General features: G+C 62.5%; 21 protein-coding genes and 1 pseudogene. 14 read left to right on the forward strand and 8 right to left on the reverse strand.

Going from position 1 to position 24,048, the window contains the following annotated elements:
- The first annotated feature begins 125 nt into the window (after window positions 1–125).
- The gene (putA, locus tag AC0L3L_RS14280; protein ID WP_473638054.1) at window positions 126–3,737 is read left to right on the forward strand and encodes a bifunctional proline dehydrogenase/L-glutamate gamma-semialdehyde dehydrogenase PutA; all 3,612 of its coding nucleotides are present in this window, start codon (window positions 126–128) and stop codon (window positions 3,735–3,737) included.
- Window positions 3,738–3,899: 162 nt separating this feature from the next.
- Here putA and hmuQ read toward each other — a convergent pair whose 3' ends face one another.
- From hmuQ to AC0L3L_RS14300, 4 genes are all read right to left on the reverse strand, one after another.
- Window positions 3,900–4,214: a heme-degrading protein HmuQ gene (gene hmuQ / locus AC0L3L_RS14285; protein WP_473638055.1), complete on the reverse strand. Its 315-nt coding sequence runs from the start codon at window positions 4,212–4,214 to the stop codon at window positions 3,900–3,902.
- A gap of 68 nt (window positions 4,215–4,282) precedes the next feature.
- Window positions 4,283–5,056, reverse strand: coding sequence for an energy transducer TonB family protein (locus AC0L3L_RS14290; protein WP_473638056.1), 774 nt, complete (start codon window positions 5,054–5,056; stop codon window positions 4,283–4,285).
- A gap of 329 nt (window positions 5,057–5,385) precedes the next feature.
- On the reverse strand, window positions 5,386–5,829 hold the full coding sequence (locus tag AC0L3L_RS14295; RefSeq protein WP_473638058.1) for a hypothetical protein: 444 nt from the start codon (window positions 5,827–5,829) through the stop codon (window positions 5,386–5,388).
- Between the two features lie 5 nt (window positions 5,830–5,834).
- Window positions 5,835–8,027: a TonB-dependent hemoglobin/transferrin/lactoferrin family receptor gene (locus AC0L3L_RS14300; RefSeq protein WP_473638059.1), complete on the reverse strand. Its 2,193-nt coding sequence runs from the start codon at window positions 8,025–8,027 to the stop codon at window positions 5,835–5,837.
- A 261-nt stretch (window positions 8,028–8,288) separates the two neighbouring features.
- On the opposite strand from AC0L3L_RS14300, the gene hemP reads away from it, so the two are divergent.
- The 5 genes from hemP to AC0L3L_RS14325 are packed head-to-tail and all read left to right on the forward strand — an operon-like array spanning window position 8,289 to window position 12,404.
- Window positions 8,289–8,495: a hemin uptake protein HemP gene (hemP, locus tag AC0L3L_RS14305; protein WP_095486642.1), complete on the forward strand. Its 207-nt coding sequence runs from the start codon at window positions 8,289–8,291 to the stop codon at window positions 8,493–8,495.
- Window positions 8,496–8,505: 10 nt separating this feature from the next.
- Window positions 8,506–9,567 carry a hemin-degrading factor gene (locus AC0L3L_RS14310; RefSeq protein ID WP_473638060.1) on the forward strand — a complete coding sequence of 354 codons (1,062 nt, stop codon included), beginning with the start codon at window positions 8,506–8,508 and terminating at the stop codon, window positions 9,565–9,567.
- 11 nt (window positions 9,568–9,578) lie between these two features.
- Complete coding sequence (locus AC0L3L_RS14315) at window positions 9,579–10,487, forward strand: heme/hemin ABC transporter substrate-binding protein (protein ID WP_473638061.1); 909 nt, start codon at window positions 9,579–9,581, stop codon at window positions 10,485–10,487.
- An 11-nt stretch (window positions 10,488–10,498) separates the two neighbouring features.
- Window positions 10,499–11,614 (forward strand): FecCD family ABC transporter permease, encoded by a 1,116-nt coding sequence (locus AC0L3L_RS14320; RefSeq protein ID WP_473638062.1) that lies wholly within the window; start codon window positions 10,499–10,501, stop codon window positions 11,612–11,614.
- A 28-nt stretch (window positions 11,615–11,642) separates the two neighbouring features.
- Complete coding sequence (locus tag AC0L3L_RS14325; RefSeq protein WP_473638063.1) at window positions 11,643–12,404, forward strand: heme ABC transporter ATP-binding protein; 762 nt, start codon at window positions 11,643–11,645, stop codon at window positions 12,402–12,404.
- A gap of 174 nt (window positions 12,405–12,578) precedes the next feature.
- Here AC0L3L_RS14325 and rirA read toward each other — a convergent pair whose 3' ends face one another.
- Window positions 12,579–13,040 carry an iron-responsive transcriptional regulator RirA gene (rirA, locus tag AC0L3L_RS14330; RefSeq protein WP_473638064.1) on the reverse strand — a complete coding sequence of 154 codons (462 nt, stop codon included), beginning with the start codon at window positions 13,038–13,040 and terminating at the stop codon, window positions 12,579–12,581.
- Between the two features lie 523 nt (window positions 13,041–13,563).
- Here rirA and AC0L3L_RS14335 point away from each other — a divergent pair.
- From AC0L3L_RS14335 to AC0L3L_RS14345, 3 genes are all read left to right on the forward strand, one after another.
- Window positions 13,564–13,827 carry a DUF5132 domain-containing protein gene (locus tag AC0L3L_RS14335; RefSeq protein WP_095494486.1) on the forward strand — a complete coding sequence of 88 codons (264 nt, stop codon included), beginning with the start codon at window positions 13,564–13,566 and terminating at the stop codon, window positions 13,825–13,827.
- Between the two features lie 118 nt (window positions 13,828–13,945).
- Window positions 13,946–14,266, forward strand: a complete 321-nt coding sequence (locus tag AC0L3L_RS14340; protein ID WP_473638065.1) for a DUF5132 domain-containing protein — start codon at window positions 13,946–13,948, stop codon at window positions 14,264–14,266.
- Between the two features lie 333 nt (window positions 14,267–14,599).
- Window positions 14,600–17,434 carry a cation-translocating P-type ATPase gene (locus AC0L3L_RS14345; protein WP_473638066.1) on the forward strand — a complete coding sequence of 945 codons (2,835 nt, stop codon included), beginning with the start codon at window positions 14,600–14,602 and terminating at the stop codon, window positions 17,432–17,434.
- A gap of 16 nt (window positions 17,435–17,450) precedes the next feature.
- On the opposite strand, the gene AC0L3L_RS14350 is transcribed toward AC0L3L_RS14345, so the two are convergent.
- Together AC0L3L_RS14350 and AC0L3L_RS14355 are read right to left on the reverse strand one after the other, a co-directional pair.
- On the reverse strand, window positions 17,451–17,939 hold the full coding sequence (locus AC0L3L_RS14350) for a hypothetical protein (RefSeq protein ID WP_473638067.1): 489 nt from the start codon (window positions 17,937–17,939) through the stop codon (window positions 17,451–17,453).
- 108 nt (window positions 17,940–18,047) lie between these two features.
- Window positions 18,048–19,340: a DUF445 domain-containing protein gene (locus AC0L3L_RS14355; protein WP_473638068.1), complete on the reverse strand. Its 1,293-nt coding sequence runs from the start codon at window positions 19,338–19,340 to the stop codon at window positions 18,048–18,050.
- Between the two features lie 144 nt (window positions 19,341–19,484).
- On the opposite strand from AC0L3L_RS14355, the gene AC0L3L_RS14360 reads away from it, so the two are divergent.
- From AC0L3L_RS14360 to AC0L3L_RS14375, 4 genes and pseudogenes are all read left to right on the forward strand, one after another.
- A complete protein-coding gene (locus AC0L3L_RS14360) occupies window positions 19,485–20,159 on the forward strand; it encodes a hypothetical protein (protein ID WP_473638069.1) in 675 nt (224 codons plus the stop codon).
- Window positions 20,114–20,272 (forward strand): annotated as a pseudogene (locus tag AC0L3L_RS14365) (DUF445 family protein); the annotation flags it as partial. The gene AC0L3L_RS14360 and the pseudogene AC0L3L_RS14365, both read left to right, overlap by 46 nt.
- Window positions 20,273–20,368: 96 nt before the next feature.
- On the forward strand, window positions 20,369–20,797 hold the full coding sequence (locus tag AC0L3L_RS14370) for a phasin family protein (protein ID WP_473638070.1): 429 nt from the start codon (window positions 20,369–20,371) through the stop codon (window positions 20,795–20,797).
- 241 nt (window positions 20,798–21,038) lie between these two features.
- Window positions 21,039–21,539, forward strand: a complete 501-nt coding sequence (locus AC0L3L_RS14375) for a MaoC family dehydratase (RefSeq protein ID WP_473638071.1) — start codon at window positions 21,039–21,041, stop codon at window positions 21,537–21,539.
- A 40-nt stretch (window positions 21,540–21,579) separates the two neighbouring features.
- Here AC0L3L_RS14375 and AC0L3L_RS14380 read toward each other — a convergent pair whose 3' ends face one another.
- The gene (locus tag AC0L3L_RS14380) at window positions 21,580–22,983 is read right to left on the reverse strand and encodes an aminotransferase-like domain-containing protein (protein ID WP_473638072.1); all 1,404 of its coding nucleotides are present in this window, start codon (window positions 22,981–22,983) and stop codon (window positions 21,580–21,582) included.
- Between the two features lie 106 nt (window positions 22,984–23,089).
- Here AC0L3L_RS14380 and AC0L3L_RS14385 point away from each other — a divergent pair, with 106 nt between their 5' ends.
- Window positions 23,090–23,953 (forward strand): DMT family transporter, encoded by an 864-nt coding sequence (locus AC0L3L_RS14385; protein WP_473527635.1) that lies wholly within the window; start codon window positions 23,090–23,092, stop codon window positions 23,951–23,953.
- Window positions 23,954–24,048 lie beyond the last annotated feature (95 nt).

Consider the following 24,048-nt stretch of genomic DNA (forward strand, 5'->3'; position numbering starts at 1 on the left):
GATAGTTCAATCGACCTGCCGTGTCGATTTCTTTGGACCGACCGAAACCACGCTTTGTGCTAGCTTGCGCCATTCGGTCCGGTGACCGCCGGACCGCTCTCTGATGCTCGCTCTACAGGACCGTCATGCCAGCGCTCGATGCCATCCGCCAGCAGATCCGTGCCAATTATTTGCCCGACGAAGACGAGGCCGTGAAGCGGTTGGCCGAGGCGACAGGGCTTTCGACGAAAGAGCGGAGGGCAATCTCGGCCCGCGCCGCCGATCTGGTGCGGGCGGTGCGCGGCTCGTCCGATCCGCGGTTGATGGAGGTCTTCCTGTCCGCCTACGGCCTCTCCACCAAGGAGGGCGTGGCGCTGATGTGTCTGGCCGAAGCGCTGCTTCGGGTACCCGACACCGAGACGATGGACGACCTCATCGCCGACAAGATCGCGCCGCATGACTGGTCGGCGCATTCGGGCGGCTCGAGCTCGATCTTCGTCAATGCGTCGACCTGGGCGCTGATGCTGACCGGTCGAGTGCTCGACGAAGGCGAGGACGGCATCGAAGGCACGCTGCGCGCCATGGTGCGCCGGCTGGGCGAGCCGGTCATCCGCAGGGCGGTCGCTGCCGCCATGCGCGAAATGGGCGAGCAGTTCGTGCTCGGCCGCACCATTGCCGAGGCCGTCAAGCGCGGCCGGCCAATGACCCAGAAAGGCTATCTCTATTCCTTCGATATGCTGGGCGAAGCGGCTCGCACCGAGGCCGACGCCTTGCGCTATCTCAAGGCCTATGCCGACGCCATCTCGTCGCTCGATGCCGGCGCCAATGGTCCCGACATCCGACAGAACCACGGCATCTCGGTCAAGCTTTCGGCGCTGCATCCGCGCTATGAAGTGACGCAGAAGGAAAAGATGCTGCCCGTGATGGCCGAGCGGCTTTTGTCGCTGGCGCTGGCGGCGCGCCATTCGCGCATGGGCCTCAATGTCGACGCCGAGGAGGCCGACCGCCTCGACCTGTCACTCGACGTAATCGAGCGGGTGCTGGCGGAGCCGGAACTCGCCGGCTGGGACGGTTTTGGCGTTGTCGTCCAGGCCTATGGTCCGCGCGCCGCCTTCGTCATCGACTGGCTCTATGCGCTGGCGAAGAAGCACGACCGCACCATCATGGTGCGGCTGGTCAAGGGCGCCTATTGGGACACCGAGATCAAGCGAGCGCAGACGCTCGGGCTCGACGGCTATCCGGTGTTCACCCGCAAGACCAACACCGACGTGTCCTACCTCGCCTGCGCGAAAAAGCTGCTGTCGATGACCGACCGCATCTATCCGCAATTCGCCACCCACAACGCCCACACCGTCGCCGCCGTCCTGTCGATGGCCGGGGATCGTGACTCCTTCGAGTTCCAGCGCCTGCACGGCATGGGCGAGGCGCTGCACGAGACGGTGCGGCGGGCCGAGGGTACGCGCTGCCGCATCTATGCGCCGGTCGGCGCCCATTCCGACCTGCTTGCCTATCTGGTCCGCCGGCTGCTCGAAAACGGCGCCAATTCTTCCTTCGTCCACCAGCTCACCGACGAGGAGGTCGAGCCGGAGGATATTGCTCGCGACCCGCTCGAGACGGTCGAGAAACAGGGTCCCGCCGCCAATCCGGCGATCCCCAGCCCGTCGGCGATCTTCGGTCCTGCCCGCCGCAACTCGAGGGGGTTCGACATCACCGATCCGGTGACGCTGGCCGCGATCGACAAGGCGAAGACCGAGTTTGCCGGCCCGGACCGCTGGCACGCCAAGCCGATCACCCGTGCCGCCGGCTACGGCAAGCAACGTCCGGTGGTCAATCCGGCAAAGCCCGACGAAGTGGTCGGCACGGTCAGCGAGGCCACCGCCAAGCAGGTCGCGACCGCCGTGCGCATCGCGGTGGAGGCACAGCCGGCATGGGCGAAGCGCGCCGTCGCCGAGCGCGCCGCCATCCTCAACCGCGCCGCCGACCTCTATGAGGCCAATGCCGTCGAATTCTTCGCGCTCGCCAGCCGCGAGGCCGGCAAATCGCTGGCCGACGGTGTCGCCGAAGTGCGCGAAGCGGTCGACTTCTTGCGCTATTATGCCGCCGAGGCTGCCAATGCCGAACCCGGCACGGAAGCGCGCGGCGCGATCGCCTGCATCTCGCCATGGAATTTTCCCCTCGCCATCTTCACCGGGCAGATCGCGGCAGCACTCGTGACCGGCAATTCGGTCATCGCCAAGCCGGCCGAACAGACGCCGCTGATCGCCTTCCGCGCGGTCGAATTGCTGCGCGAAGCCGGTGTGCCGGAAGACGTCATCCAGCTTCTGCCCGGCGACGGCCCCTCGGTCGGTGGCCCGCTGACCGCCGACCCACGCATTGCCGGCGTCTGCTTCACCGGCTCGACCGAGGTCGCCAAGCTGATCGAAAAGCAACTGGCCGAGACTGCAGCGCCCGATGCCATGCTGATCGCCGAGACCGGCGGGTTGAATGCCATGATCGTCGATTCCACCGCGCTTCCCGAACAAGCGGTTCGCGACATCCTTGCCTCGGCCTTCCAGAGTGCCGGCCAGCGCTGCTCGGCCCTGCGTGTGCTCTATGTGCAGAAGGACGTCGAGAAGAAGATGCTGGAGATGCTGAAGGGCGCGATGGAAGCGCTCAGCCTCGGCGATCCCTGGCGGATATCGACCGATGTCGGCCCGGTCATCGACGACGAGGCACAAAAATCGATCCGCGACTATTGCACTGACATGGGCCTGCAGGGCCGGCTGATCGCCAAACTCGAAACGCCGAAGGATGGCCGCTTCGTGGCGCCGCATGTCTTTCGGGTCAAGGGGATCGAGGACATGGAGCGCGAGGTGTTCGGGCCGGTGCTGCATGTCGCCAGCTTCGACGCCGACGACATCGACGGGGTCATCGCCGCGATCAACCGCAAGGGTTATGGCCTGACCTTCGGCCTGCACACCCGCATCGAAGGCCGCGCCCAGCATTTCGTCGACGGCATCCATGCCGGCAACATCTATGTCAACCGCAACCAGATCGGCGCCGTCGTCGGCTCGCAGCCGTTCGGCGGCGAAGGGCTTTCCGGCACCGGACCGAAGGCCGGCGGGCCGCACTATCTCAGGCGGTTCCGCAAGGGGCCGCAGGCGGGCACGCCTATTCCTAACGGCCGCAAGGTGACGGCGACCGAACTCGCCGACAATCTGCCGAACCCGGCGCTGGGCGGCTGGTCGACGCGGGCGGACCGGGTGGCGGTGCTGAGGAAGCATTTGCGCGGCAAGGGTGCTGCGGCCATCGGTGCCGCCGCCAGCATCGATTTCGGCCAGGTCGATTTGCCCGGACCGACCGGCGAGGCCAACACGCTGTCGCTGTCGCCGCGCGGCCGCGTGCTCTGCCTCGGACCGGATGCCGACACGCTGCTTGCCCAGACCATCCAGGCGCTGGCGGCCGGCAATGCGGTGCTGGCCGTCGCGCCCGGCGCGCCAGCGGCACTGTCGCCGCTGACCGGCAAGGGCCTGCCGCTGGCGGCCATTGACGGCCGACCCGACCCGGTCGAGGCGCGCGCGCTGCGCGTCGACGTCGTTGCCTTTTCCGGCACGTCCGAGGCCGCGCGTATCGTGCGCAAGGTGATCGCCGACCGCGCCGGCCCGATCGTGCCGCTGGTCAGCGAAGTGCTCAACCCGGCGGCCTATGCACATGAGCGCGCCGTCTGCGTCGACACCACGGCTGCGGGCGGCAATGCCAGCCTGCTGGCCGCAGCGTGAGGTCCAGCCCATGACCCTTCGTTGCTCTTAGGCGTCGTGGCAATCGCTTCAGGTTTGAATTTGCCCCTTGTTCGCCTGCGTTCCCGCGATTGGCGAAGGCCGAGATGACGGCCGATCTCCCCCCTTGCGGGGGAGATCGGCAGCTTCACCGACGGCGTCTACTCACGCGCCCTCGACGACCGAAAAGCCTTCGAACTGCGGATGGCCGAGATAGTGCACCTTGGTGGAGCCGGCGTTGCGGTGCGCGGCGCGAAAGTTCTCGGATTTGGTCCAGGCGACAAAATCCTCATGGCTTGCCCACAGGGTGTGCGAGGCGAACAGCGTGTAGCCTTCGGCCTCGTTGACCGGACCGCGCAGCAGATGAAATTCCTTGAAACCCTTCATTTCCGACAGGCTGGAATCACGGTTCTTCCAGACGTCCTCGAAAGCGGCTTCCGAGCCATTGTGGACCTTGAAGCGATTCATGGCGATGTACATTGGCCGTCCTTTCGTGACTGCAGTTTATGATGTGTGTTGGAATGCCTGAAACGATGAGGCGCAGGGTGTTAAAATGGACCAATCCGCGCTTTAAACACCCAGCTTGACTTGCCGGTTTCGGTTGGAATGGGAGGGAACGGCGCTTGCTTGCGCACCAGTGTCAACGCGAATTGATCAAGCTCCGCAGAACCTGAGCTTTCGGCAAGCTGTATGTCGCTGATGCTGCCGTCGGCCATGACAACGAAAACGACCCTGGCATTGTTGCGAGCGCTCGCCTGTATCGCTTTCGAAACACGACGGTTGGCGCGGGCAAGCTTCTTCTGAACTTCACCGCTGTAGCGGGATTCTATCGCATTGCCTGCCGCTGCCTGCTCCCTGCCCTTGCTGGAAGCCACCGCGGCGCGTTCCTCGCCATCCGCCGCGCCGCGGGCCTCGTTCGTTTCGTCGGCTCCGCCAGGACCTGGTGTCGGGCTCGGCCTTGGCGTCGGGATCGGCGGCTGTCCGACATCGACAGGGGGCGCCTCGGTGCTTTCGGCCGGAGCAGCCGGCTCTGCCGGCGTTTCGATCTTCGGAGCCACGCTCTGCTCGTCAGGGGTGTCGGCCATCAACATGTCTGGCGCGGCAGTGGATTGTTCAACAATCCGCGGCAAGGGCGCGGGGGGCTGTGCGGCCACTTCCCTGATGGGCCGGTCCCCGGTGGGCCGTTCGGCACGCGCCTCGGGCTTGACCTCAGGCTTGGCCGGCCGCGGGTCGGGCACCAGGGTGACGGTCAGCGCGCCCGGGACCTGACTATCCAAGTCGCTGCCGACCACGTTGGCGCCGGTTTGATCGGCGCCTTCCATCTCGATTGCGTCCCCGGCATCAAACGTGCCGGCAGGTGCGATGAGAAAAGCGGCCGCCACCGCAGCATGAAACAGGCAGGAGGCGACGATCGCCGCCGTCCATTTGCGGCTCATGGCTGACGGTCGGGCAGGCGCAAGCGGTCCGGTCGGCGCAATCGCCAGTTCGCCATCGGCGTCGGGGAGGGGACTGATGTTCTGCATGGCTCGCGGCGAGACCTGCCGCAACCGGCGCGGACTTGTCAAATCAACATCATTTGCCCTGGCGGCAACAGGCAGCGGACCACACCACTATGTTTCGTGCGGGTGCGGGCTCCAGTCCCACTGCCTTCTCAGACCCCGAAGGCGATGCCGGTCCTGGTCTCGGTCTTCAGTCCACGCATGCAAGCGTCCGGCTGGATGCCGGTGCCGGCGCATTCGGTCGCGCTGTTGATCAGCACGCGGCTGACCTTGGCGCAGTCGGCGCCGGCAAGATCGAAACGCGTCACCTTGGTCTTGCCCGCCGGCAGGTCCTTGAAGTCGAGCACGGTCAGCCGGTCGACGACGCCGGCCTCGTTGAACAGCGCGATCTCGAACGCCGCCTTCGAGAGGTCGGCGCCGAGCGTGTTGTTGACCACGAAGGTCAGACGGCAGCCCTTGTCGGAAGGTTGTGCGCCATTGAGTTCAAGCGTGAGAGCAGGGGCCGGCGCGGACTGTTGCGCCCACGCCGGACCCAGCACAAGCGGCATCGCCAGCACCGAGGTCAGCAGGCGAAGCGATGCCGTCAAGCGTTTCATTGTCGTCAGCCTCCAAACCGCATTGTCGCCGCCAGCTTGAGCGTGACGCCGGGCTCGTAAATTACACTCGTGGCCGATGCATTCAACGGGTTGGTGTATTTGACGTCGAACAAATTGTCGGCGCGGAAATCGACCTTGAAATTGTCGGTCGCCTGGTAGCTGGCGAAGGCGTTGACCAGCGTGTAGTCCTTGGCCACTGGATTGCCCTTCGGCTTGCCATTGTACTGCACCTCGCCGCCGACGGTCAGCTTGTCCTCCAGAAAGCGGAAGCCGAGCTGCGCGGTGACCTGGGAAGATGGGACGGTGACGAGGTCTGCCCGTTCGCCGTCATATGAGATGGTGTAGCCATCGATGATCGACGCCGAAAGCCCGGCGAAACCCCAGCTGGCGTCATAGACGACGCCTTCCATTTCGAAGCCGCGGATCTTGGCTTTTGCAAAATTCTGGTACTGGAAGCAGATCGGGATGCCGGGGCCGAATGGGCAGCCGCTGGTCGGGTCGAATGCCGACAGGGTGACGCCGTCGATGTAGTCTTCGACGTCGTTGTTGAAGTAGGCCGCCTTGAAACGAAACGCGTCGCCGGCGTCGAGGATGTCGTCCTGCTTGTAGTTGACACCGAATTCGACGGTCTTGCCGATTTCAGGCTTCAGATCGGGATTGGGGAGAAACGGAAAGCTGACGCCTGCCGGGTGGTTGCCACTGATGAGGGTTTCCGACAGCGACGGAGAGCGATATCCCTCCGCATAGGTGCCGTAGAATTGCAGTCCCGAAAGGCTGGCGGTTTCGAACGGCGAGACGCCGACGGTGATGCGCGGCGACAGCCGGTCGCCGGAAGTTTCGCCGACATCGCTTTCGAGCTTGTAGCTGTCGTAACGCAGCCCGGCGATGACTTCGAGCCAGTCCCAGGTGAGCTTGTCCTGGATGTAGGCGCCGGAGACGTTTCGCTTGCCCGAAGGGGTGTAGAAACTGGCGCCGCCTGCGGCGCCACCCGTCTCGACGTCGTCGCCAACCCAGTCGCCACCATAGGTCAGCTCGTGCGCAATGCCGGCGGTCTCGAACCGCGAGGTGTTCCAGATGTCGATGCCCGAAGTGCCGATATCGAAAGTCGACATCGAACCCACAGGCAGGACGATGGGAAGACCGGTGACTGGATCAAACCGGTTTTGCGGAACGAGGCTTGTCATCTCCAAATTGGTCTTGTTGTAAGAGGCGTTGACGTGGAGATCGAGCCAGCTCTTGTCCTCATCGGTGATGTTGTAGCGCGCCGTGAAGGTATTCGCCTCCAGGTCGACGTCATTCACCGGCGTGCCGCCGCTGACCTCGTTCCACCCGTCGCTTGAGCCCACCCAGCCAAGCTTCAACTCGCTGTTGTCGCTGGGGCGGATGGTCGTCTTGAGCAGGCCGCTCAAAACATCGAAGCCGGTGCCGTTCACCGTATCGCCGCCGCCATCCTTGTAGTCGTCATAGTCGCGGTAGACGATGTTGCCGAGGACATCCCAGTTCTCGTTGAAACGGTAGGCGCCAGCGGCGCTGGTCGTCCAGCCTTCGCCATTGCTCTCGTAGCCCCCGGTCGCGGATGCCGCCCATGTCTCACCGTCGCGAAGAAAGTCGTCCGCGTCCTTGGTCTCGAACAAGACGACGCCGCCAATGGCGCCCGAGCCGTAGATGTTGGCGACCGGGCCGCGGATGACGTCGACGGAGTTGACGAGTTCCGGGTCGATATAGAAGGTCGATTGCGTGCCGTGGTCGGAGCGCTGGAAATTCTGCCGCGCACCGTCGACGATCACCGCGACACGGCCGAAGTCCTGCAGGCCACGGATGTTGATTGAGGAACTGACGCGCCTTGCGTCTGACTGGACCGCTACACCTGGCACACCGAACAGCATTTCGTTAGGCGTCGTCGCCATGCGGCGTTCCAATTGCTCCTGATCGACATGGCTGGCCGAAGCCAGGGAATCGATCGCCGTCTCGCCGGTGCGGCTGATGACCAGGATCTGGTCGAGCAGCGTCGCGCCTACCGGGGCCGGCACAGCCTCTTCAGGCGTCTGCGCTTGTTCGGCCTGCTGCTGTTCCGTTGCCGGTTGGGCGGCCTGTTGAGCATTGGCCGACTGAGCACTGGCCGACTGAGCACTGGCCGACGGGGTGAGCAACGCGATCGCCGCAGCACCTGCCAGCAATGCGGCTATCCCCTTTGCCATCGATCGATGCGCCGGACCTCGATGCGCCAGACCCAGCCGTCCCCAATTCGCCCACCCCATGCCCCAACTCCAAAATTCCAGGTTCGATGCTGGCTGGCTTGGCGCATGCTGGCATTTTTCGTGGTGTCCGGCGTCTTCAATCTTGACTCATTTAGTCCTGTATTGCACTGACTAATAAACATGATTATTAAAGTCAAGAAATAGATCGGCATCTACGCAACGCCTAGCCAGACGCCCGGCCCAGGAAAGGAATCGAACCAGATGAACACGCACAATCCCAGTGACTTTCGCTATCGCGTCCGCCGTTCCGACGACAATTCAGCTCGTTTCGATCGGGTCCCGTTGACGGTGAGAACCCTGTCCAGCAACACGCTGTTCCAGGGCGAGCACGAGATCGGCATCGAGCATCACGGAGCGCTCTACCGGCTGAAGATCACCCGCCAGGGCAAGCTCATCCTCAACAAGTAGGTAGTAAGATATGGACCAGCGCGTAAAAGCCACACCGCACGAGATCCGGCGGGCGCGGGCAGACAATCCGAGGACGCGCGAGCGCGATCTCGCCGCCGAGCTCGGCATTTCGGAGGCCGAGCTGGTCGCCGCACATTGCGGCGACGGCGTCGTCCGCGTCGAGCCGCGCGTCAACGATCTTCTTACCGGCCTCGAGGCCGTCGGCGAGGTCATGGCGCTGACCCGCAACGAAAGCGCTGTGCACGAGAAGATCGGCGTCTACGACAAAGTCGTCACCGGCAACCACAATGCGATGGTGCTTGGCGAGAACATCGACCTACGCATCTTCCCGAAAGTCTGGGCGCACGGCTTTGCCGTCGAACAGCGCGACGGCGGCGATATCAGGCGCAGTCTGCAGTTCTTCGACGCGTCAGGCGAGCCGGTGCACAAGGTGCATCTGCGGCTCGCGTCCAACCTCTATTCCTATCAGAAGCTGGTGGCAGAACTCGAATCGCCGAACCAGGAGCCGACCGTTGCGATTTCAGAAGGCGGATTTGCCGACGAGGCCGAGACTTCCGACGCTTCCGCTGATGTCGACGATCTGCGCGACCGCTGGAGCCGGCTGACCGATGTGCATCAGTTCTTCGGCATGCTGAAGACGCTGAAGCTCGACCGCCGCCAGGCGATGCGCATGGTCGGCCAGGATTACGCCTGGCTGCTCGACAACGATGCCGTGAACGCCATGTTTCATCACGCCGCCGAGGGTGAGATGCCGATCATGTGCTTTGTCGGCAATCGCGGCTGCATCCAGATCCATTCGGGCCCGATCAAGTCGATCAAGCCGATGGGGCCATGGATTAACGTGCTGGATGAGACTTTCCGCCTGCATCTGCGAACCGACCACATCCAAGAGGTCTGGGCCGTGCGCAAGCCGACCAAGGACGGCCATGTCACGTCTCTCGAAGCCTATGGCGCCGACGGCAAGATGATCATCCAGTTCTTCGGCAAGCGCCATGAAGGCGAAAGCGAACGCGAGGACTGGCGGTTTCTGGCAGAGAACCTGCCGCGCATTCCAAGTCCGACCGCAGCCTGAGGACAACGACAATGGCTCCTTTGCTTAAACGGGCGGGTGTTTTCAGAATGGCGCTTGGGGCCGCGATCGGCCTTTCCCTGGCCTTTGCCGCATTGCTGCCGGCCCGTGCCACCGATGGCATGGAGGTCTTTGCGGACCCGTCGAAGATAGCGGCCATCGGCGGTTCGATCACCGAGATCGTCTTTGCGCTCGGCGAGCAGGATCGGCTGGTCGCTCGCGATTCGACCAGCCGCTATCCCGAGGCGGCGCTCAAGCTGCCTGACGTCGGCTACATGCGCCAGTTGTCGCCGGAAGGTGTGCTGTCGGTCAATCCGTCGGGCATCCTGGCACTGCACGGCAGCGGGCCGAAGGAAACCGTCGATGTGCTGAAGAAGACGAGCATCCCGTTCATCGAGGTGCCCGAGCGCTACGACCATGAAGGCATTCTCGAAAAGATCCGCATCGTCGGCAAGGCGCTTGGCGCCGACGCCAAGGCCGATGCGCTGGCAGCCGAGATCGATGCCAAGCTGAAGGCCGCCGAAAAGCAGACCGTTTCGATCAAGGACCGCAAGCGCGTCCTGTTCGTGCTGTCGATGCAGGGCGGCAAGATCCTCGCTTCCGGCAGCAAGACTGCCGCTGACGGCATCATCAAGCTTTCGGGCGGCGTCAACGCGGTTGACGGCTTCTCCGGCTACAAGCAATTGTCCGACGAGGCTGTTATCACCGCCAAGCCCGACGTGATCCTGATGATGAACAACGCCGGCCCTGCCGCATCGGATGATGAATTGTTCGCGAACCCGGCCATATTGTCGACACCGGCGGGTGCGGCGCGCAAGGTGATCCGCATGGATGGCGGCTATCTGCTCGGCTTCGGGCCGCGCACCGCCGACGTCATCCGCGATCTTGCCGCCTCGCTTTATGGCGGGCAGGCCGCGGACTGAGCGGGCGCCCAATGGTGGATCAATCGATCGCTGGTGCGGGCACTATGGCGGCAGCATCCGACGGTGACCGTTCGGGGCGCGCGCGTATCGCCATCCTGCTTTTGTGCCTGGGGCTTGCCGTTGCCGTCCTGTTGTCGCTGACCTCAGGCGCATCCGATGCCTCGGCCGTCAGCGTCGTTGGCGACTGGCTGTTGGGTGCAGCACCCGGCAACGAGGCGCTGAGCGCACGCGACCGCCTGATCGTCTACGATATCCGCCTGCCGCGCGTCACCCTCGGTGTGCTGATCGGCGCAGCGCTTGCCGTCTCCGGCGCGGTGATGCAAGGGCTGTTCCGCAATCCGCTGGCAGATCCCGGTCTCATCGGTGTTTCGGCGGGAGCGAGCCTCGGCGCGGTGGCCGTCATCGTGCTTGGCGCCACGGTGCTGGCGCCGGTAATTGCGGTGCTGGGCACACTCGCCCTGCCGCTGGCGGCGTTCTGCGGCGGGCTGGCGACGACATTGGTGCTCTATCAGGTCGCCACCAGGCACGGCCGAACCTCGGTCGCCACCATGCTGCTTGCCGGCATTGCGCTGGCGGCCCTTGCCATGGCGCTGACCGGTATCCTGATCTTCATGGCCGACGACCGGCAGTTGCGCGACCTGACCTTCTGGCAACTCGGCTCGCTCGCCGGCGCGACCTGGCAAAAGATCGGTTCCGTCGGGCCTGTGATCGTGCTGGCGCTGGCGGCGATGCCGTTCCTGGCGCGCGGCCTCAACGCGCTGGCGCTCGGCGAAGCCACCGCCGGCCATCTCGGCATCCCGGTGCAGCGGCTGAAATACACGGCCATTATCGGCGTTTCGGCGGCGGTCGGGGCGTCTGTTGCCGTCAGCGGCGGCATCGGCTTTGTCGGCATCGTCGTGCCGCATCTGCTGCGCCTGGCTATCGGCCCCGACAACCGTTATTTGCTGCCGGCCTCGGCTTTGCTTGGCGCTTGCCTGCTGCTTCTGGCCGATGCCGTCGCCCGCACCATCGTGGCGCCGGCCGAGCTGCCGATCGGCATCGTCACCGCGATCGCCGGCGCTCCCTTCTTCCTCTGGATCCTGCTGCGCAAGCGTGGCGTCATTGACCTGGGAGAGGGGGACCTGTGAGAGGACTTTTCATGATCGAAGTGCGGGCATGATCGAAGCGCGGGATGTCTCGGTGGCGATCGGCGGCAAGGTGCAGCCTGGCGAAATCGCGGCCATCGTCGGCCCAAACGGTTCGGGCAAGACGACCTTCCTGAAAGCGTTATCCGGCGATCTTGCCTATTCGGGAGAGGTCACCATCAACGGCCGCGACCTGTCGGTGATGAAGCCGGTCGAGGCAGCCATGCTGCGCGCCGTGCTGCCGCAGGCGACGACGCTGTCCTTTCCCTTCACGGTGCGCGAGATCGTCAGGCTCGGCCTGCTCGGCGGGCGCTCGGGCGCGCTGCCCGGCGAGGACGAGCGCCTGCCCGAACGGGCGCTGGCGCGGGTCGATCTCGATGGCTTTGCCGACCGTTTCTACCACGAGCTTTCGGGCGGCGAACAGCAGCGCGTGCAGCTGGCCCGTGTGCTCTGCCAGGTCTGGGCGCCGGTCCTCGACGGAAAACCGCGCTATCTCTTCCTCGACGAGCCGGTTTCCAGCCTCGACATCAAGCACCAATTGATCATCATGAACATCGCCCGCGATTTCGCCAGAAGGGGCGGCGGCGTGGTCGCTATCCTGCACGACCTTAATTTGACGGCCATGTATGCCGACCGAATTTTCGTCATGCACCGCGGCAGGCTTGCCGCCACCGGCTCGCCGCAGAACGTGCTGAGCGACGATCTGATCGAAAAAGTATTCGATTGCCGGCTGAGGGTCGGCATGCTGCCGGCCGGAGACATGCCGTTCGTCCTGCCGCAGTCATCGGCGTAAGTTCCAACTTGCAAGGTCGGCGCTGCCCCTCATCGCCCTGCCGGCCTTTTTGCAACGATGGAGATTGGCGAAACCGTCGATGACATCGTCCCTCTCCCCGTCACTATACGGGGAGAGGATGCCGGCAGGCAGGTGAGGGGCAGCGCAAACGCTCGGAGAGCGTAAAGGGCAAATTCAGGCGGCCGGCGCTCGTTGCACCAGCATGTCGATGCCGAGCAGATGGCGCACGTTCGGGCGCGCCGCCACCATGTCGGCGATCGTATGGCGCTCGAGCACGGCGAAGAACGCATTGAGCGCCTCGCGCAGCGCCGAATTCAGTGCGCAACTGTCGACCAGCGGACATTCGGCGGCCTCGTTCTCGAAGCATTCGGCCATGGCGAAGCTCTCTTCGGTCACGCGCACGACGTCGAACAGGGTGATCGATTCGGCCGGGCGGCCGAGCCTGACACCGCCGTTCCTGCCGCGCACCGTCGCGACCAGACCATGCTCGACCAAAGGCTGCAGGATCTTGAAGAGAAAAAGTTCAGACACCGAGTAGGCGGCCGCGATCTCCGGGATGCGGCTCAGCCGGTCGGTATTCGCGGCGCAATACATCAGGATGCGCATGGCGTAGTTGGTCTGGCGTGTCAGCCGCATTGTGTCCTCACGAAGCAGTAGCTTAGGCCTAATATGGCCTATACCTTGGAATAATTCCAGACTGGCAGCGCATAATAGCTGAATAAACTCGTCAACTTTGCATGCGTGACCGCGGAAAGCGTGAGGCGGCAGCCAGTGGGCGGGCATTTGGCCGGAAGTGGTCGTAATAAAAGACGCGAGACCGATCAGTAGCGATCTCATGTCACAATCGGTTCCGCCATGACCGCCGCCCGATTCGATGCTGATACGATGCCAAGGCGCACCAAGTTCGTGGCTACCGCGGCGCTGGGCTCTGTGTCCTCATCTTGCTCTCGCCGAGTCGTTCGACGGCGGTTTTGCCTGGCTGGGCTTCGTCGCCGCCCTCGTTGCAGAGACCGTTTTGCAGGACCGTCTTGAATGTAACGGGAGGGTGACAAATTGATGACAATTTTCGATATTCGCGCGGAACCATCCCGGTGGCAAATCGTTGGACCATCCTTACGCGCTCCAGTCGCGTCGTGACAAAGCTCCAAGGAGTAGGACCATGGCGTTGTTGAAGGGTGGCAATATCGTCACGGGTTTGGCGATTGGCATTGGAGCAGGTGTCATTGCCCCCATGCTTGCGCCCATTCTCAAGCCATTTGCCAAATCGGCTATCAAGGCTGGATTGGTGGCTTACGATCAAGCGCGAGTTGCCTTCGCCGAACTCAATGAGCGAACCGGCGACGTCATGGCCGAGGCTCGGGCTGAAGTGGAAGAAGCGCGTAAAGCCGCGGCTGAGCAACCGAAATCCGCGGACCAATCCTGACATCCACATGCGGCTGTCGAATTGGAGTCTTGGGGCTCGAGTCTTGGGAGGTTTGCGAGTCTTGGGAGTTCGTTTGTACCTGTAACAAAAATGGGGGCACCAACAAGGAGCAAGTTCAATGGCGATACTCGAAGACGCATTTAAAGGCGGCAACTTAGCAACGGGTCTGGCCTTCGGAGTTGGAGCGGCCTTCTTGGCCCCGCTTGCCGTATCCGTGCTGCGCCCTGTTTCGAAAGCGGTCCTCAAGGCCGGTCTGATTGCTTACGACCAAGGCCGAGTTGCCGTTGCTGAGATGAATGAAATGACGTCCGACTTGGTTGCTGAAGCCAGAACAGAGATGGCCGAAGCGACCAAGGAAACGGGCAATGGAGGCAGCAGCGAAACCGGCGCGCGTCGCGCCCGTAAGAGCGAAGCTGCAGAAAAGTCTCCCAGCAGCTAAGCATCAATACTCGTCTGAAACGGGTCATGACCGGCGTGAGGGCTTTGCATCACGCCAAGCCATCCACCCGTCGCCTCAAAGGATTCCACCGCGGGCACAGTCGTTTTGCCCAGCAAGCTCTTGCGGTGGAGTTCGGTACAACAGTCAGCTTAAGGGTGCCGTGGGATGCATGCCGAGTCGGGGAATCCCGAGTCGTCCAATAGTCGCAGCGCCGTGTCCATTACCCGGATCCATACATCAGTCCCGGGTCGGGCCAGGCTGAAAATCGGCGGATTGCAAGGCTCAAGTTCAGTCAAGACTCTGCTGGAGCGGGGAGGCTACGCGGCGCCTGGCGTGTCCAGCATCACCGCCAGCGATCTGACCGGAAATGTCGTCGTCCAATTTGACGTTACGTCAGGCCTTGATTCCATCATCGACTATCTCGCAGCTTTATTGCGAGGTGAGATCATCGCACCGGGCGAGATGCCCGATGCCGGGCCGGAGTGGCATACGCTTTCGCCAAAACAATCGTGTTTCAAGCTGGAGGCTTCGGCAGACGCCGGCCTGCCGGGAGATGAAGCTCTGCGGCGGTTGGCAAGCACCGGCCCCAACATCCTCGAAACCATTCAGCCACGGTCGCGCGCGAGCATTCTTGCGGACCAATTTCAAAGCCTGCCGGTCGCGATGCTTCTTGGTGCCGCATCGGTCTCCATTCTCACCGGCGGCGCATTCGAAGCCGCCGTGATTCTCGCAGTTGTCGGCTTGAACGCCGTCATCGGCTACCAAACCGAAAGCCGTGCGGAACGGACGATCCAAAGTTTGGGAGCGAAGGGGCCCCGAACCGCCCAGATTATGCGCGAAGGCGTCATTGCCACTGTCCCAGTTCAGCAGATCGTTCCCGGGGACGTTCTTACGGTGCAACGGGGAGACGTTGTTCCGGCCGATGCGCGTCTGCTGAATGAGGAGGCTTTGACAATTAGTGAAGCCCTGCTGACGGGCGAAAGCGCACCCATTCAGAAGACTGTCGGTGCTATCGAACGGGTGAACGTGCCTCTTGGGTCCCGTTCAAACATGATCTATCGCGGAACGATCGTAACAGGAGGCGGCGGGCGCGCGATCGTGGTGGCAACAGGTTCGCTCACGCAAGCGGGACGAATACAGCGGCTGGTCGGCGCAACCTTCGCCCCTGAAACGCCGCTCCAAAGGGAACTCAAGAACCTCGGACAGCGGCTCGGCTGGCTGACATTGGGCACTTGCGCAGTCCTGTTCTCTCTAGGCTGGCTGCGCGGCATCGGTCTTCTCCAGATGGCCCGCTCGTCGATGTCCGTTGCCGTCGCAGCAGTCCCTGAAGGTCTGCCGATGGTGGCGACGACCACCTTTGCTCTTGGCATCGAGAAACTGCGTCGTGAAGGTGTTCTGATCCGCAAGCTGGATGCTGTCGAGACGCTTGCGGCAGCGCGGGTTGTTTGCTTCGACAAGACGGGAACGCTGACCCTCGGCCACATCGATGTCGATACGATCAGGATTGGCGACAATTCCTACTCGATCAGTGAGGATTGGGGCGCGCAGAACGCGTTGCGCAGTCTGCTGGAAGTGTGCTGCCTGTGCAACGATGCCGAGATTGCTCAGACGGAAGAAGGATTGCGTTTGAACGGCTCGCCTACCGACAGCTGCCTCGTCCAGGCCGCCCTCGACCGTGGCGTGGACGTTGCATCTCTGCGTAAGCGCTTTGCACGGATATCGGTGCAGCGCAGGAGCGAAACGTATCGCTTCATGGTGACGCAACATGCAATGGAAGATGGGACGCTGACTGCCATGAAAGGGAGCCCTAAGGAGGTCCTGGCGCGTTGCCGCATCGAAATCTTGCCGGACGGCACCGAGCGAGAACTCACTCCGGAGCGGCGCGGCGCCATCGGGAAAGTAAATCTCGAAATGGCATCTCAGGCTCTTCGCGTACTGGGTGTCGCGCGTGGACAGGCCACAGGTTCCAAGCCGAATGGGCACAATGGTCGAGATCTTGCCTGGCTCGGGCTTATTGGGATGGCGGATCAGGTGCGTCCGGGTACCAGCGAACTGCTGAGCCAGCTGCACGAGGCGGGCATTCAGACGATTATGCTCACGGGTGATCAGAAGGCAACGGCGGCTGCCGTTAGCGAGCTTATCGGGCTGAACGGTCGAGGCGAGGTGGAAATCGTCGATGGCGCGGACCTCGAAGAAATGTCTTCGGGCGAGCTTGCCCAGACCGCTCGTCGCGCGCATGCGTTCAGTCGGGTCAGCCCGGCGCAAAAGCTGCAAATCGTTCGCTCCCTTCAGGAAGCAGGTGTAACCGTAGCAATGGTTGGTGACGGAGTGAACGACGGCCCTGCGTTGAAGGCTGCAGACGTGGGCGTTGCGATCGGCCAGCAGCAGAGCATGAATGCCGCAAGGGAAATCGCGGATGTCATCATCCACACTGGTGGCCTCGGCGGTCTCGCCACCGCCATCGAAACAGGCCGCACGACCCACCGCAACATTCGGAAAACCATTCGCTACCTGGTTAGCACTAATCTCAGCGAGGTGCTGCTGGTCTTGGCAGGTACTTCGGTCGGCATCGGAGCACCGCTCTCGCCGATGCAGCTCCTCTGGATAAACCTGATCTCGGACGTGCTGCCCGGCATCGGATTGGCGATGGAAGCGCCTGAACCCGACATTCTTCGGCAGGCACCGAAAGAAGACCACACGGCGATATTGCGGCGCGGTGAAATCGGGCGGCTTGCCGCTCAATCTGCGATCATAAGCGGCGGAGCGATGGCGGTGAGCCTTCTCGGCGCCACGCGCTATGGATTGGATTCTCCAATCACGAGGACTATGACTTTCGAAAGCCTGGTGATGGCCCAGCTTCTTCATGCCATTACATCGCGTTCCGATAGGCACAGCATCTTTGATCGCAGCCCGCGACCGCCCAATCACGCGCTCTCGCTGATCATTGGTGGGTCGATGGCCGTTCAGGCCGGCTGCCTCTTAATACCGTTTTTCAGAAGGCTTCTTGGGATAGCACCGATCACAGGAACAGACGCCATCATTACCCTCGCCGGTGGAACTCTTCCCTTCCTGGCAATGGAATGGATGAAATCGCGACGTGATGCCGCCGACGGCGAGTTGGTCTGGACCCGTGCAAAGGAGCAGACGAACCTTCCGGCACCGGTGTAATTGCAGCCCCCCGGCCTTATGCTGCGATCGGCATAGGTTCTTCGGCTTGCTCATGCGCTACAGTCGACGATCGATGCGACTGAGGTCGCATCATGGTGCCGACAACCGCACGAAGTACCGGTTCGGCCAGGACCTCTGCCAGTTGGGCAGCAGGATGCCTCGCGAAGACGAGAGGCAGAAACTTTGCCAGCAGGAACACCAGGTCCAGTTCGCGCCCGCTCATGCCGTCAGCCCGACCGTTCGTCACGACGAGCGGATGAAAAGTCGATTCGACCGTCAGATACGGAATGCCACGGCAGGCAGCCAACGGATCGATACTATTATCGTGCACGATCACCAGGCTTGCGGCCGTGGGATTGACGGTGACGCTGGATATGCCCTCCGCGCCGAGAAGCTCTCGCTGCAGATTGGCGAAAAACGCGACCTGATAGCGCGCAGCGGGAATTTTGATCCGTAGACGGCCCGCTGTGCGGTGAACGACACGGGCGGTTTTTTGAAGACGCATCTCGATTCGCTCACTTTCATGCCGCCAAGGCGACCATTCGCGAGCGAGATAGGAGATTTTTACAAAAGCTTGATGACAGTCGCAGGCTTTGCTGGGCGGCGCGATTTCTTAGGAAATCGCCCATGTTCCGAGATAGAGGAGGCATCCGACGAGCGCGCCTACAATGGTTCCATTCATGCGGATGTATTGGAGATCGCTCCCGACAACCAGTTCGAGGCGGTCCGATAGAGCTTTCGTGTCCCAGTTCCTGACGACGTCGCTGAAGAAGGAGCTGATCTCGCCGCGCCACGTGACGATATAAAGCGCCAAGCGTTCCAGCGCAGAGTCGAGGTGTTTCTGCATTGCCTCATCGGTTGCAAGCGCCTGTCCGAACAGGGAAAGCCCACGCTGAAGGCTGGCGCGCGTCTTCGACGATGGCGTTTGCAAATCCTGTAGAGCAAGCTCTGACAGCTCGGTCCAAATTGAACCGAGCCATGCCTGAATGCCGGGATGCTCGAGCAAACGGTTTTTGGCTGCATTTATCTGTTCCCGCTGCTCGGGAGATGTTTGCAGGGTGTGAACAAGGTCCAAAATTGCTTTCCGGAATTTCAGCCGCGCGTCACCTTCTGGCTCCTGCAGCTTGTGCAATACTTCGATCACACCTGAAATAAGCGCAGCAGCTATCCGACGGTCTATGGCTTTCGGAATCCACCAGCGACTGCGTTCCTGCACAAGTTTTTCGATCTGGCCGCTGTTCTCCTGGAGTAATTTCTCGGCAACTTGGATGGCGCGGTCGAATACGACGTCGGCTTCTCCGCTGACCGTCAGCGCATGAAGAACGCGACCGAGGACAGGCGTAAAGTTGGCTTGCCGAAGCTGCTCGCCAAGCGTGCGATGGGCGAAATTCAGCAGGTCGGGGCTTCCCGCAGATCGGATCAGGTATGGTAGTGCGTCGACGATCGTATCGGCGATCGCATCGGCACTGGAAGGAAGAGCAATCCAGGTGGCGAAGCGGTGTCCGACGCCAACACTGCGCAACTTGGCAAGGACAGTGTCCGCCGTAAGGAAATGCCGCTCTATGAAGCGCCCGAGCGTTGTGGCAATGCGATCCCTGCTGTTCGGGATGATAGCGGTATGCGGAATCGGGACACCTAAAGGGTGGCGAAACAGCGCCGTGACGGCAAACCAGTCCGCCAGCCCTCCGACCAGGCCAGCCTCAGCGCCTGACCGCAGCAGCAATGTGGCGAAGCCCGGATTATCGACCCAATGCGTGCTTACGACGATTGCTGCCATTGAGCCAAGGAGACCGTTGGCGAAGGCGCGGTTGCGACGCTGGCGCCGGACGGCGATTTGGTCGTCCCCGGCGCTCGCGTCAGTGGCTTGTTCGGAGATTGAAAGGGGAGAGGACGAATCTACCGGCATACCGAGACTCCTGTATAATCAGTGAGCACAGTGCTCTGGTGCAAGACTCCTCGATATGCGAGGCTGAAGGCAATACAAAGGAGTGCGGCGAAAAGACCAGCTGGCATCGGGGGCGCAAACAGGGTTCCAACGAGCAGGCGAGTCATGCTTCCCAAAGCGACAGTCGAACACACCATGCCGGGGCGCCTTCGGGTGAAAGTTTCCGATTTCCGCGGCGACATCTCCTATTTCCGCTCGGCAATCGAGAAGCTCTCGAACTATCCGGAGATTGCCGGTTTGAGGGCGAACCCGATGACCGGAAGCTTTATCATCGAGCACAAGACGGATCTGCCCTCGCTTCGCAAAATTGCGGCCGACGGCGAAGTGTTCGACCTGCAGGAGACATTTTCGCCGCCGCCTCGCCGAGAGCCGCCCGTTCCGAGCGGAGACAAGGCGGACGACAGGAACCCCGCGTTGGAAGGGGGCAGAGCGACCGTAATCGGCCTGTTGGGTCTAGCCGCCTACCGGGCGACGCGAGGCCATGGATTGGGTCCCGCCACCGAAAACTTCTGGAATGCGTTCGGTGCGCTACAAATTCTCAAGAATCCATTCATTGCGCTCGTCTTTGGCGGCCTTGGAATTCTGCAATTGACAAGGGGCCGATGGGCGGGATCGGCATCATCCCTCCTCTTCTATGCGTTCGTCGTCAGGCAGCTGTCCGGCTCCGGCCCCGAAATGCAAGTCAGCCAATCGGACGAATCGAAATCCGACGACCCTCTAGCGACTGACACGCCGCCGATCAGGTCAAGCGCTGGGACCTTGCCCAGCTCACCAGGCTGATCGAGATGAACATCGGCAGGGACCTGCAATATATCCGCTTCAACGGCATGGTCATCGGCGGCCTTGCCGGCGTGGTGCTCCATACGGTGGAACGGCTGTTCCTCGTCGGCTGAGGCGCGGTGTGTTGCGCGGCCGAATGGACCGTGAGGCTCCAGTGCCCTATTGTTCTCTTCAGCTGCCGCATTCGCAGCAATAGGGGAGAGACGACCATGGCAAAGCGACCGGAATCCGACACCTTCATGGACATTTTCGGCAGGTTCGGCCGCGACCTGAAGCTGCCGAACGTCGATGTCGAGGCGATCCTCAACCATCATCGCAAGAACATCGAGGCACTGGAAAAATCAGCCAGGGCAAGTGCCGCCGGAGCGTCGTCGCTGCTCTCCAGGCAACGTGAGATGCTGCAGGACACGCTGCACGAAATCGCCGACATGGCGCGGAACTACAGGGCGCCGGGCGATCCTCGGGAGTTGATGGCCAAGCAAGCGGCGTTCGCCAGGAAATCCTTCGAGACCGCATTGAAGAATGCCGGCGAGGTGGCCGAACTGACCAGGAAATCCGGGACCGAATCGGTCGAGATCCTGCGCGAGCGTATCAAGGAGGCAATGGCGGAAATCCGCAGCAGCTACGATAAGAAGTAAGCTGTTGCCAAGCCAAAGCAGGCGGACTTTTCTCCCGTCATTTCCGGCTCCTGAAAGCCGTATTTTTGATCCTTGGCGCTGGCGCACAGGGTTCCGCTTGCCCGGATGAAGCTGTTTCCGGCGCTGGACACCGGCACCGAAGCGATCCGGCCGAGGATACCGCAGCGGAAGGCGCGGAGCGAATTGACAGAGGCGGCCGGTTCGTGGTCCGGAGGCAGGGCAAGCGATCGGGAAAGCAGGAATGACGCAAACACGGCTGAGGACGCCGCCGACCTACGAACAGCTCAGGACGATGACAGGGCAGGAGCTTGGCGTGTCGGAGTGGACGACGGTCGACCAGAGCCGCATCAACCAGTTCGCCGAATGCACGGGCGACCGCCAATGGATTCATGTCGATCCGGAGCGGGCGAAGCGGCAGAGCCCGTTCCGCGCCACCATTGCGCATGGCTATCTAACGCTGTCGATCATCGGCGCGCTGGCGCTCGACATGGGCATCGTGCCCGAAAACACGCAAGCCGTCTTCAACTATGGCTTCGACAAGGTGAGATTCCTGGCGCCGGTCAGGGCCGGCGCGCGCATCAGGCTGCGCATCACGCTTTTGTCCATGGAGGACAAAGGCCCCGGCCAGTATCTGATGAAGGCCGCCAACATCGTCGAGATCGAAGGTGAGCAGAAGCCGGCGCTGACCGCCGAAACGCTGGTTATGCTCTATGAGCGGCGGCGCAGGCGGGCAGGGGCGTGAGGGGCGAAGCGCCAAGGCCTGCATTTCCCTGAAAGCGAAATCAACGCGACATCGCCTCTTCGAGTGTCCTGAAAATTCTCTCGTCGCCCGACTGCGCGACGTTGAAGCGCAAGAAACGGCTGGCAGTTTGGGACAGGCTGAACGCGTTGCCGGGCGCCAGCACGACATTGGCCGACAAGGCGCGGCGGGCTATTTCAGCTGCATCCAAGCGTTCCCGCAGGCTGCACCATAAGAACATGCCGGTCGGCTGGTCGATCCACGGAATGATGCCGATCGCCCTCAGGCGGGTGCTTGTCTCAGCCATGGCGCGTGAAAGCCGCGTGCGCAGCAAATCGACGTGCTTGCGATAGCTGCCGTCCTTCAGCAGCGTCAGCACCAGTTCGGAGGCAAGCCTGCCGCTGCCGAAGGACGTGGCGATCTTGAGGTCGGTCAGCCCTTCCATCCAGTCGCGCGGAGCCGCGATGAAGCCGCAGCGCACCGACGCCGAAAGCGTCTTGGAGAAGCTGCCAATATGGACGACGCGACTAAGACCGTCGAACGCCGCCAGCCTGGGCGCGGGCGTGTGTTCAAAGTCGGCAAAGATATCGTCTTCGATGATCGTCAGATCCGATTGGTCGGCGAGCTTGAGCAATCGATGGGCGACGACCGGCGACAGAATTGCACCCGTTGGATTGTGAATCGCGGAATTGGTGATGTAGAGGCGCGGCCGGTGCTCGATCAGCGCCTGCCCAAACAGCTCGATATCCGGTCCCGACGGCGTATAGGGAACGCCGACCACCTTGGCCCGGTGAGCGCGCAGCAGGGCATGGAAGTTGAAATAGCAGGGATCGTCCACCAGCACCGTGTCGCCCGGCTCGAGCAGGAACCGGCAGAGGAGGTCGATGGCCTGGGTGCCCGATTCCGTCAGCATGATCTGGTCGGGAGATGCCTCGATGCCGTGCTCTGCCATGCGCCGTGCGAGCAGATGACGCAGCGGCGGCAGCCCGAGCGGGGTGCCGTAATCCGTGAGCGTGACATCATCGCCGCGTGCCATTGTCCGCAGGGCCCGGCGCAATCCAGCCTCGGGCATCCAGGAGGCAGGCAGCCAGCCGCAGCCGGGTTTGAGCACGCCGTCGCCGGCTTCTAGCGATTGGCGCGAAACCCAGAGCGGATCGACAGCTCGATCAAGCCTGGGGCCGATCTCGGCCAGCGACAAAGGAGCCAGCGGTCCGGCGGCATAAAAGCCCGAACCTGGACGCGAGCGGATGATGCCTTCCGCCGCAAGCCGCTCATAGGCTTCGACCACGGTGGATTTCGAAACCTGCATGGTTTTCGCAAAAGCCCGGATCGAAGGCAGCCGGGTTCCCGGTGTCAGGCTGCGCGCGGCGATCCTGTGCCTGATCGTCGCCATGACGCTTTCGACAAGCGTCCCGCTGCCCTCATTTGCCGTCGCCTGCTCGTCCATCCGTACTGCTCAATCTACCATAACAGTTTTATCAAACTGTACCTCATTGTCCCTGGTGGCGCCACATGTCCGGCCCGATAGAGGGCGAGAACATCAGGAGCGTGCGATGGATAAGACGGCGGGCGGCTGGATCAACGGATTCGTAGGCGTGCTGATTTTCAGCGGATCGCTTCCGGCAACGCGCGTCGCGGTGATGGATTTCGATCCGACGTTCCTAACCGTCGCCCGTGCTGCCACGGCAGGCATTCTGGGCCTCGCGCTCCTGCTCGCTTTTCGCCAGAAGCGTCCGGAGCGGCGCGATCTGCTGTCGCTGGCCATCGTGGCGCTTGGCGTCGTGGTCGGCTTTCCGCTGCTGACCGCGCTGGCGCTCAAGCACATCACCTCGGCCCATTCCATCATCTTCGTCGGCCTGTTGCCGCTGGCGACCGCAATCTTCGGCGTCATTCGCGGCGGCGATCGCCCCAAACCGGCTTTCTGGCTGTTTTCATGCCTTGGCAGCGCCCTTGTTGCCGGTTTTGCAGTGACGCAAGGTGTGGCGGCCGCGCCGCTTGGCGACATGCTGATGCTGGCCGCCATTATCCTGTGCGGACTGGGCTATGCGGAAGGCGCCACGCTGTCCCGCAAACTCGGCGGCTGGCAGGTGATCTCATGGGCGCTGGTGTTGTCGCTGCCGGTCATGCTGGCCCTGACGCTCATCACCATGCCACCGTCGCTCGAACCCGTCGGCAACGCCGCCTGGATCGGCCTGGCCTATGTCTCGCTGTTCAGCATGCTGATCGGTTTTGTGTTCTGGTATCGCGGGCTGGCGCAAGGCGGCATCGCTGCGGTCGGGCAGTTGCAGCTTCTCCAGCCGTTCTTCGGCCTTGGGCTGGCGGCAACGCTGCTGCATGAGCCGGTCAGTCCCGCCATGATTGCCGTCACCGCTGCCGTCGTGCTTTGCGTGGTCGGTGCGAAGAGATATGCGAGATAGGCGCCGGCCCTTCTTCCTTCTCCCCTTGTGGGAGAAGGTGGATTGGCGCGCAGCGGGGTGCTGGCCGGAACGCCCTCGTGCCAAGCTGGAACACC

The organism is Mesorhizobium sp. WSM4849 (assembly GCF_055811385.1).

Bases quoted from the DNA above. Each gene is read 5' to 3' on its own strand.
- putA (WP_473638054.1), top strand. From the start codon at position 126: ATGCCAGCGCTCGATGCCATCCGCCAGCAGATCCGTGCCAATTATTTG.
- hmuQ (WP_473638055.1), bottom strand. From the start codon at position 4,214: ATGTACATCGCCATGAATCGCTTCAAGGTCCACAATGGCTCGGAAGCC.
- AC0L3L_RS14290 (WP_473638056.1), bottom strand. From the start codon at position 5,056: ATGGAAGGCGCCGATCAAACCGGCGCCAACGTGGTCGGCAGCGACTTG.
- AC0L3L_RS14295 (WP_473638058.1), bottom strand. From the start codon at position 5,829: ATGAAACGCTTGACGGCATCGCTTCGCCTGCTGACCTCGGTGCTGGCG.
- AC0L3L_RS14300 (WP_473638059.1), bottom strand. From the start codon at position 8,027: ATGGCAAAGGGGATAGCCGCATTGCTGGCAGGTGCTGCGGCGATCGCG.
- hemP (WP_095486642.1), top strand. From the start codon at position 8,289: ATGAACACGCACAATCCCAGTGACTTTCGCTATCGCGTCCGCCGTTCC.
- AC0L3L_RS14310 (WP_473638060.1), top strand. From the start codon at position 8,506: ATGGACCAGCGCGTAAAAGCCACACCGCACGAGATCCGGCGGGCGCGG.
- AC0L3L_RS14315 (WP_473638061.1), top strand. From the start codon at position 9,579: ATGGCTCCTTTGCTTAAACGGGCGGGTGTTTTCAGAATGGCGCTTGGG.
- AC0L3L_RS14320 (WP_473638062.1), top strand. From the start codon at position 10,499: ATGGTGGATCAATCGATCGCTGGTGCGGGCACTATGGCGGCAGCATCC.
- AC0L3L_RS14325 (WP_473638063.1), top strand. From the start codon at position 11,643: ATGATCGAAGCGCGGGATGTCTCGGTGGCGATCGGCGGCAAGGTGCAG.
- rirA (WP_473638064.1), bottom strand. From the start codon at position 13,040: ATGCGGCTGACACGCCAGACCAACTACGCCATGCGCATCCTGATGTAT.
- AC0L3L_RS14335 (WP_095494486.1), top strand. From the start codon at position 13,564: ATGGCGTTGTTGAAGGGTGGCAATATCGTCACGGGTTTGGCGATTGGC.
- AC0L3L_RS14340 (WP_473638065.1), top strand. From the start codon at position 13,946: ATGGCGATACTCGAAGACGCATTTAAAGGCGGCAACTTAGCAACGGGT.
- AC0L3L_RS14350 (WP_473638067.1), bottom strand. From the start codon at position 17,939: ATGCGTCTTCAAAAAACCGCCCGTGTCGTTCACCGCACAGCGGGCCGT.
- AC0L3L_RS14355 (WP_473638068.1), bottom strand. From the start codon at position 19,340: ATGCCGGTAGATTCGTCCTCTCCCCTTTCAATCTCCGAACAAGCCACT.
- AC0L3L_RS14360 (WP_473638069.1), top strand. From the start codon at position 19,485: ATGCTTCCCAAAGCGACAGTCGAACACACCATGCCGGGGCGCCTTCGG.
- AC0L3L_RS14370 (WP_473638070.1), top strand. From the start codon at position 20,369: ATGGCAAAGCGACCGGAATCCGACACCTTCATGGACATTTTCGGCAGG.
- AC0L3L_RS14375 (WP_473638071.1), top strand. From the start codon at position 21,039: ATGACGCAAACACGGCTGAGGACGCCGCCGACCTACGAACAGCTCAGG.
- AC0L3L_RS14380 (WP_473638072.1), bottom strand. From the start codon at position 22,983: ATGGACGAGCAGGCGACGGCAAATGAGGGCAGCGGGACGCTTGTCGAA.
- AC0L3L_RS14385 (WP_473527635.1), top strand. From the start codon at position 23,090: ATGGATAAGACGGCGGGCGGCTGGATCAACGGATTCGTAGGCGTGCTG.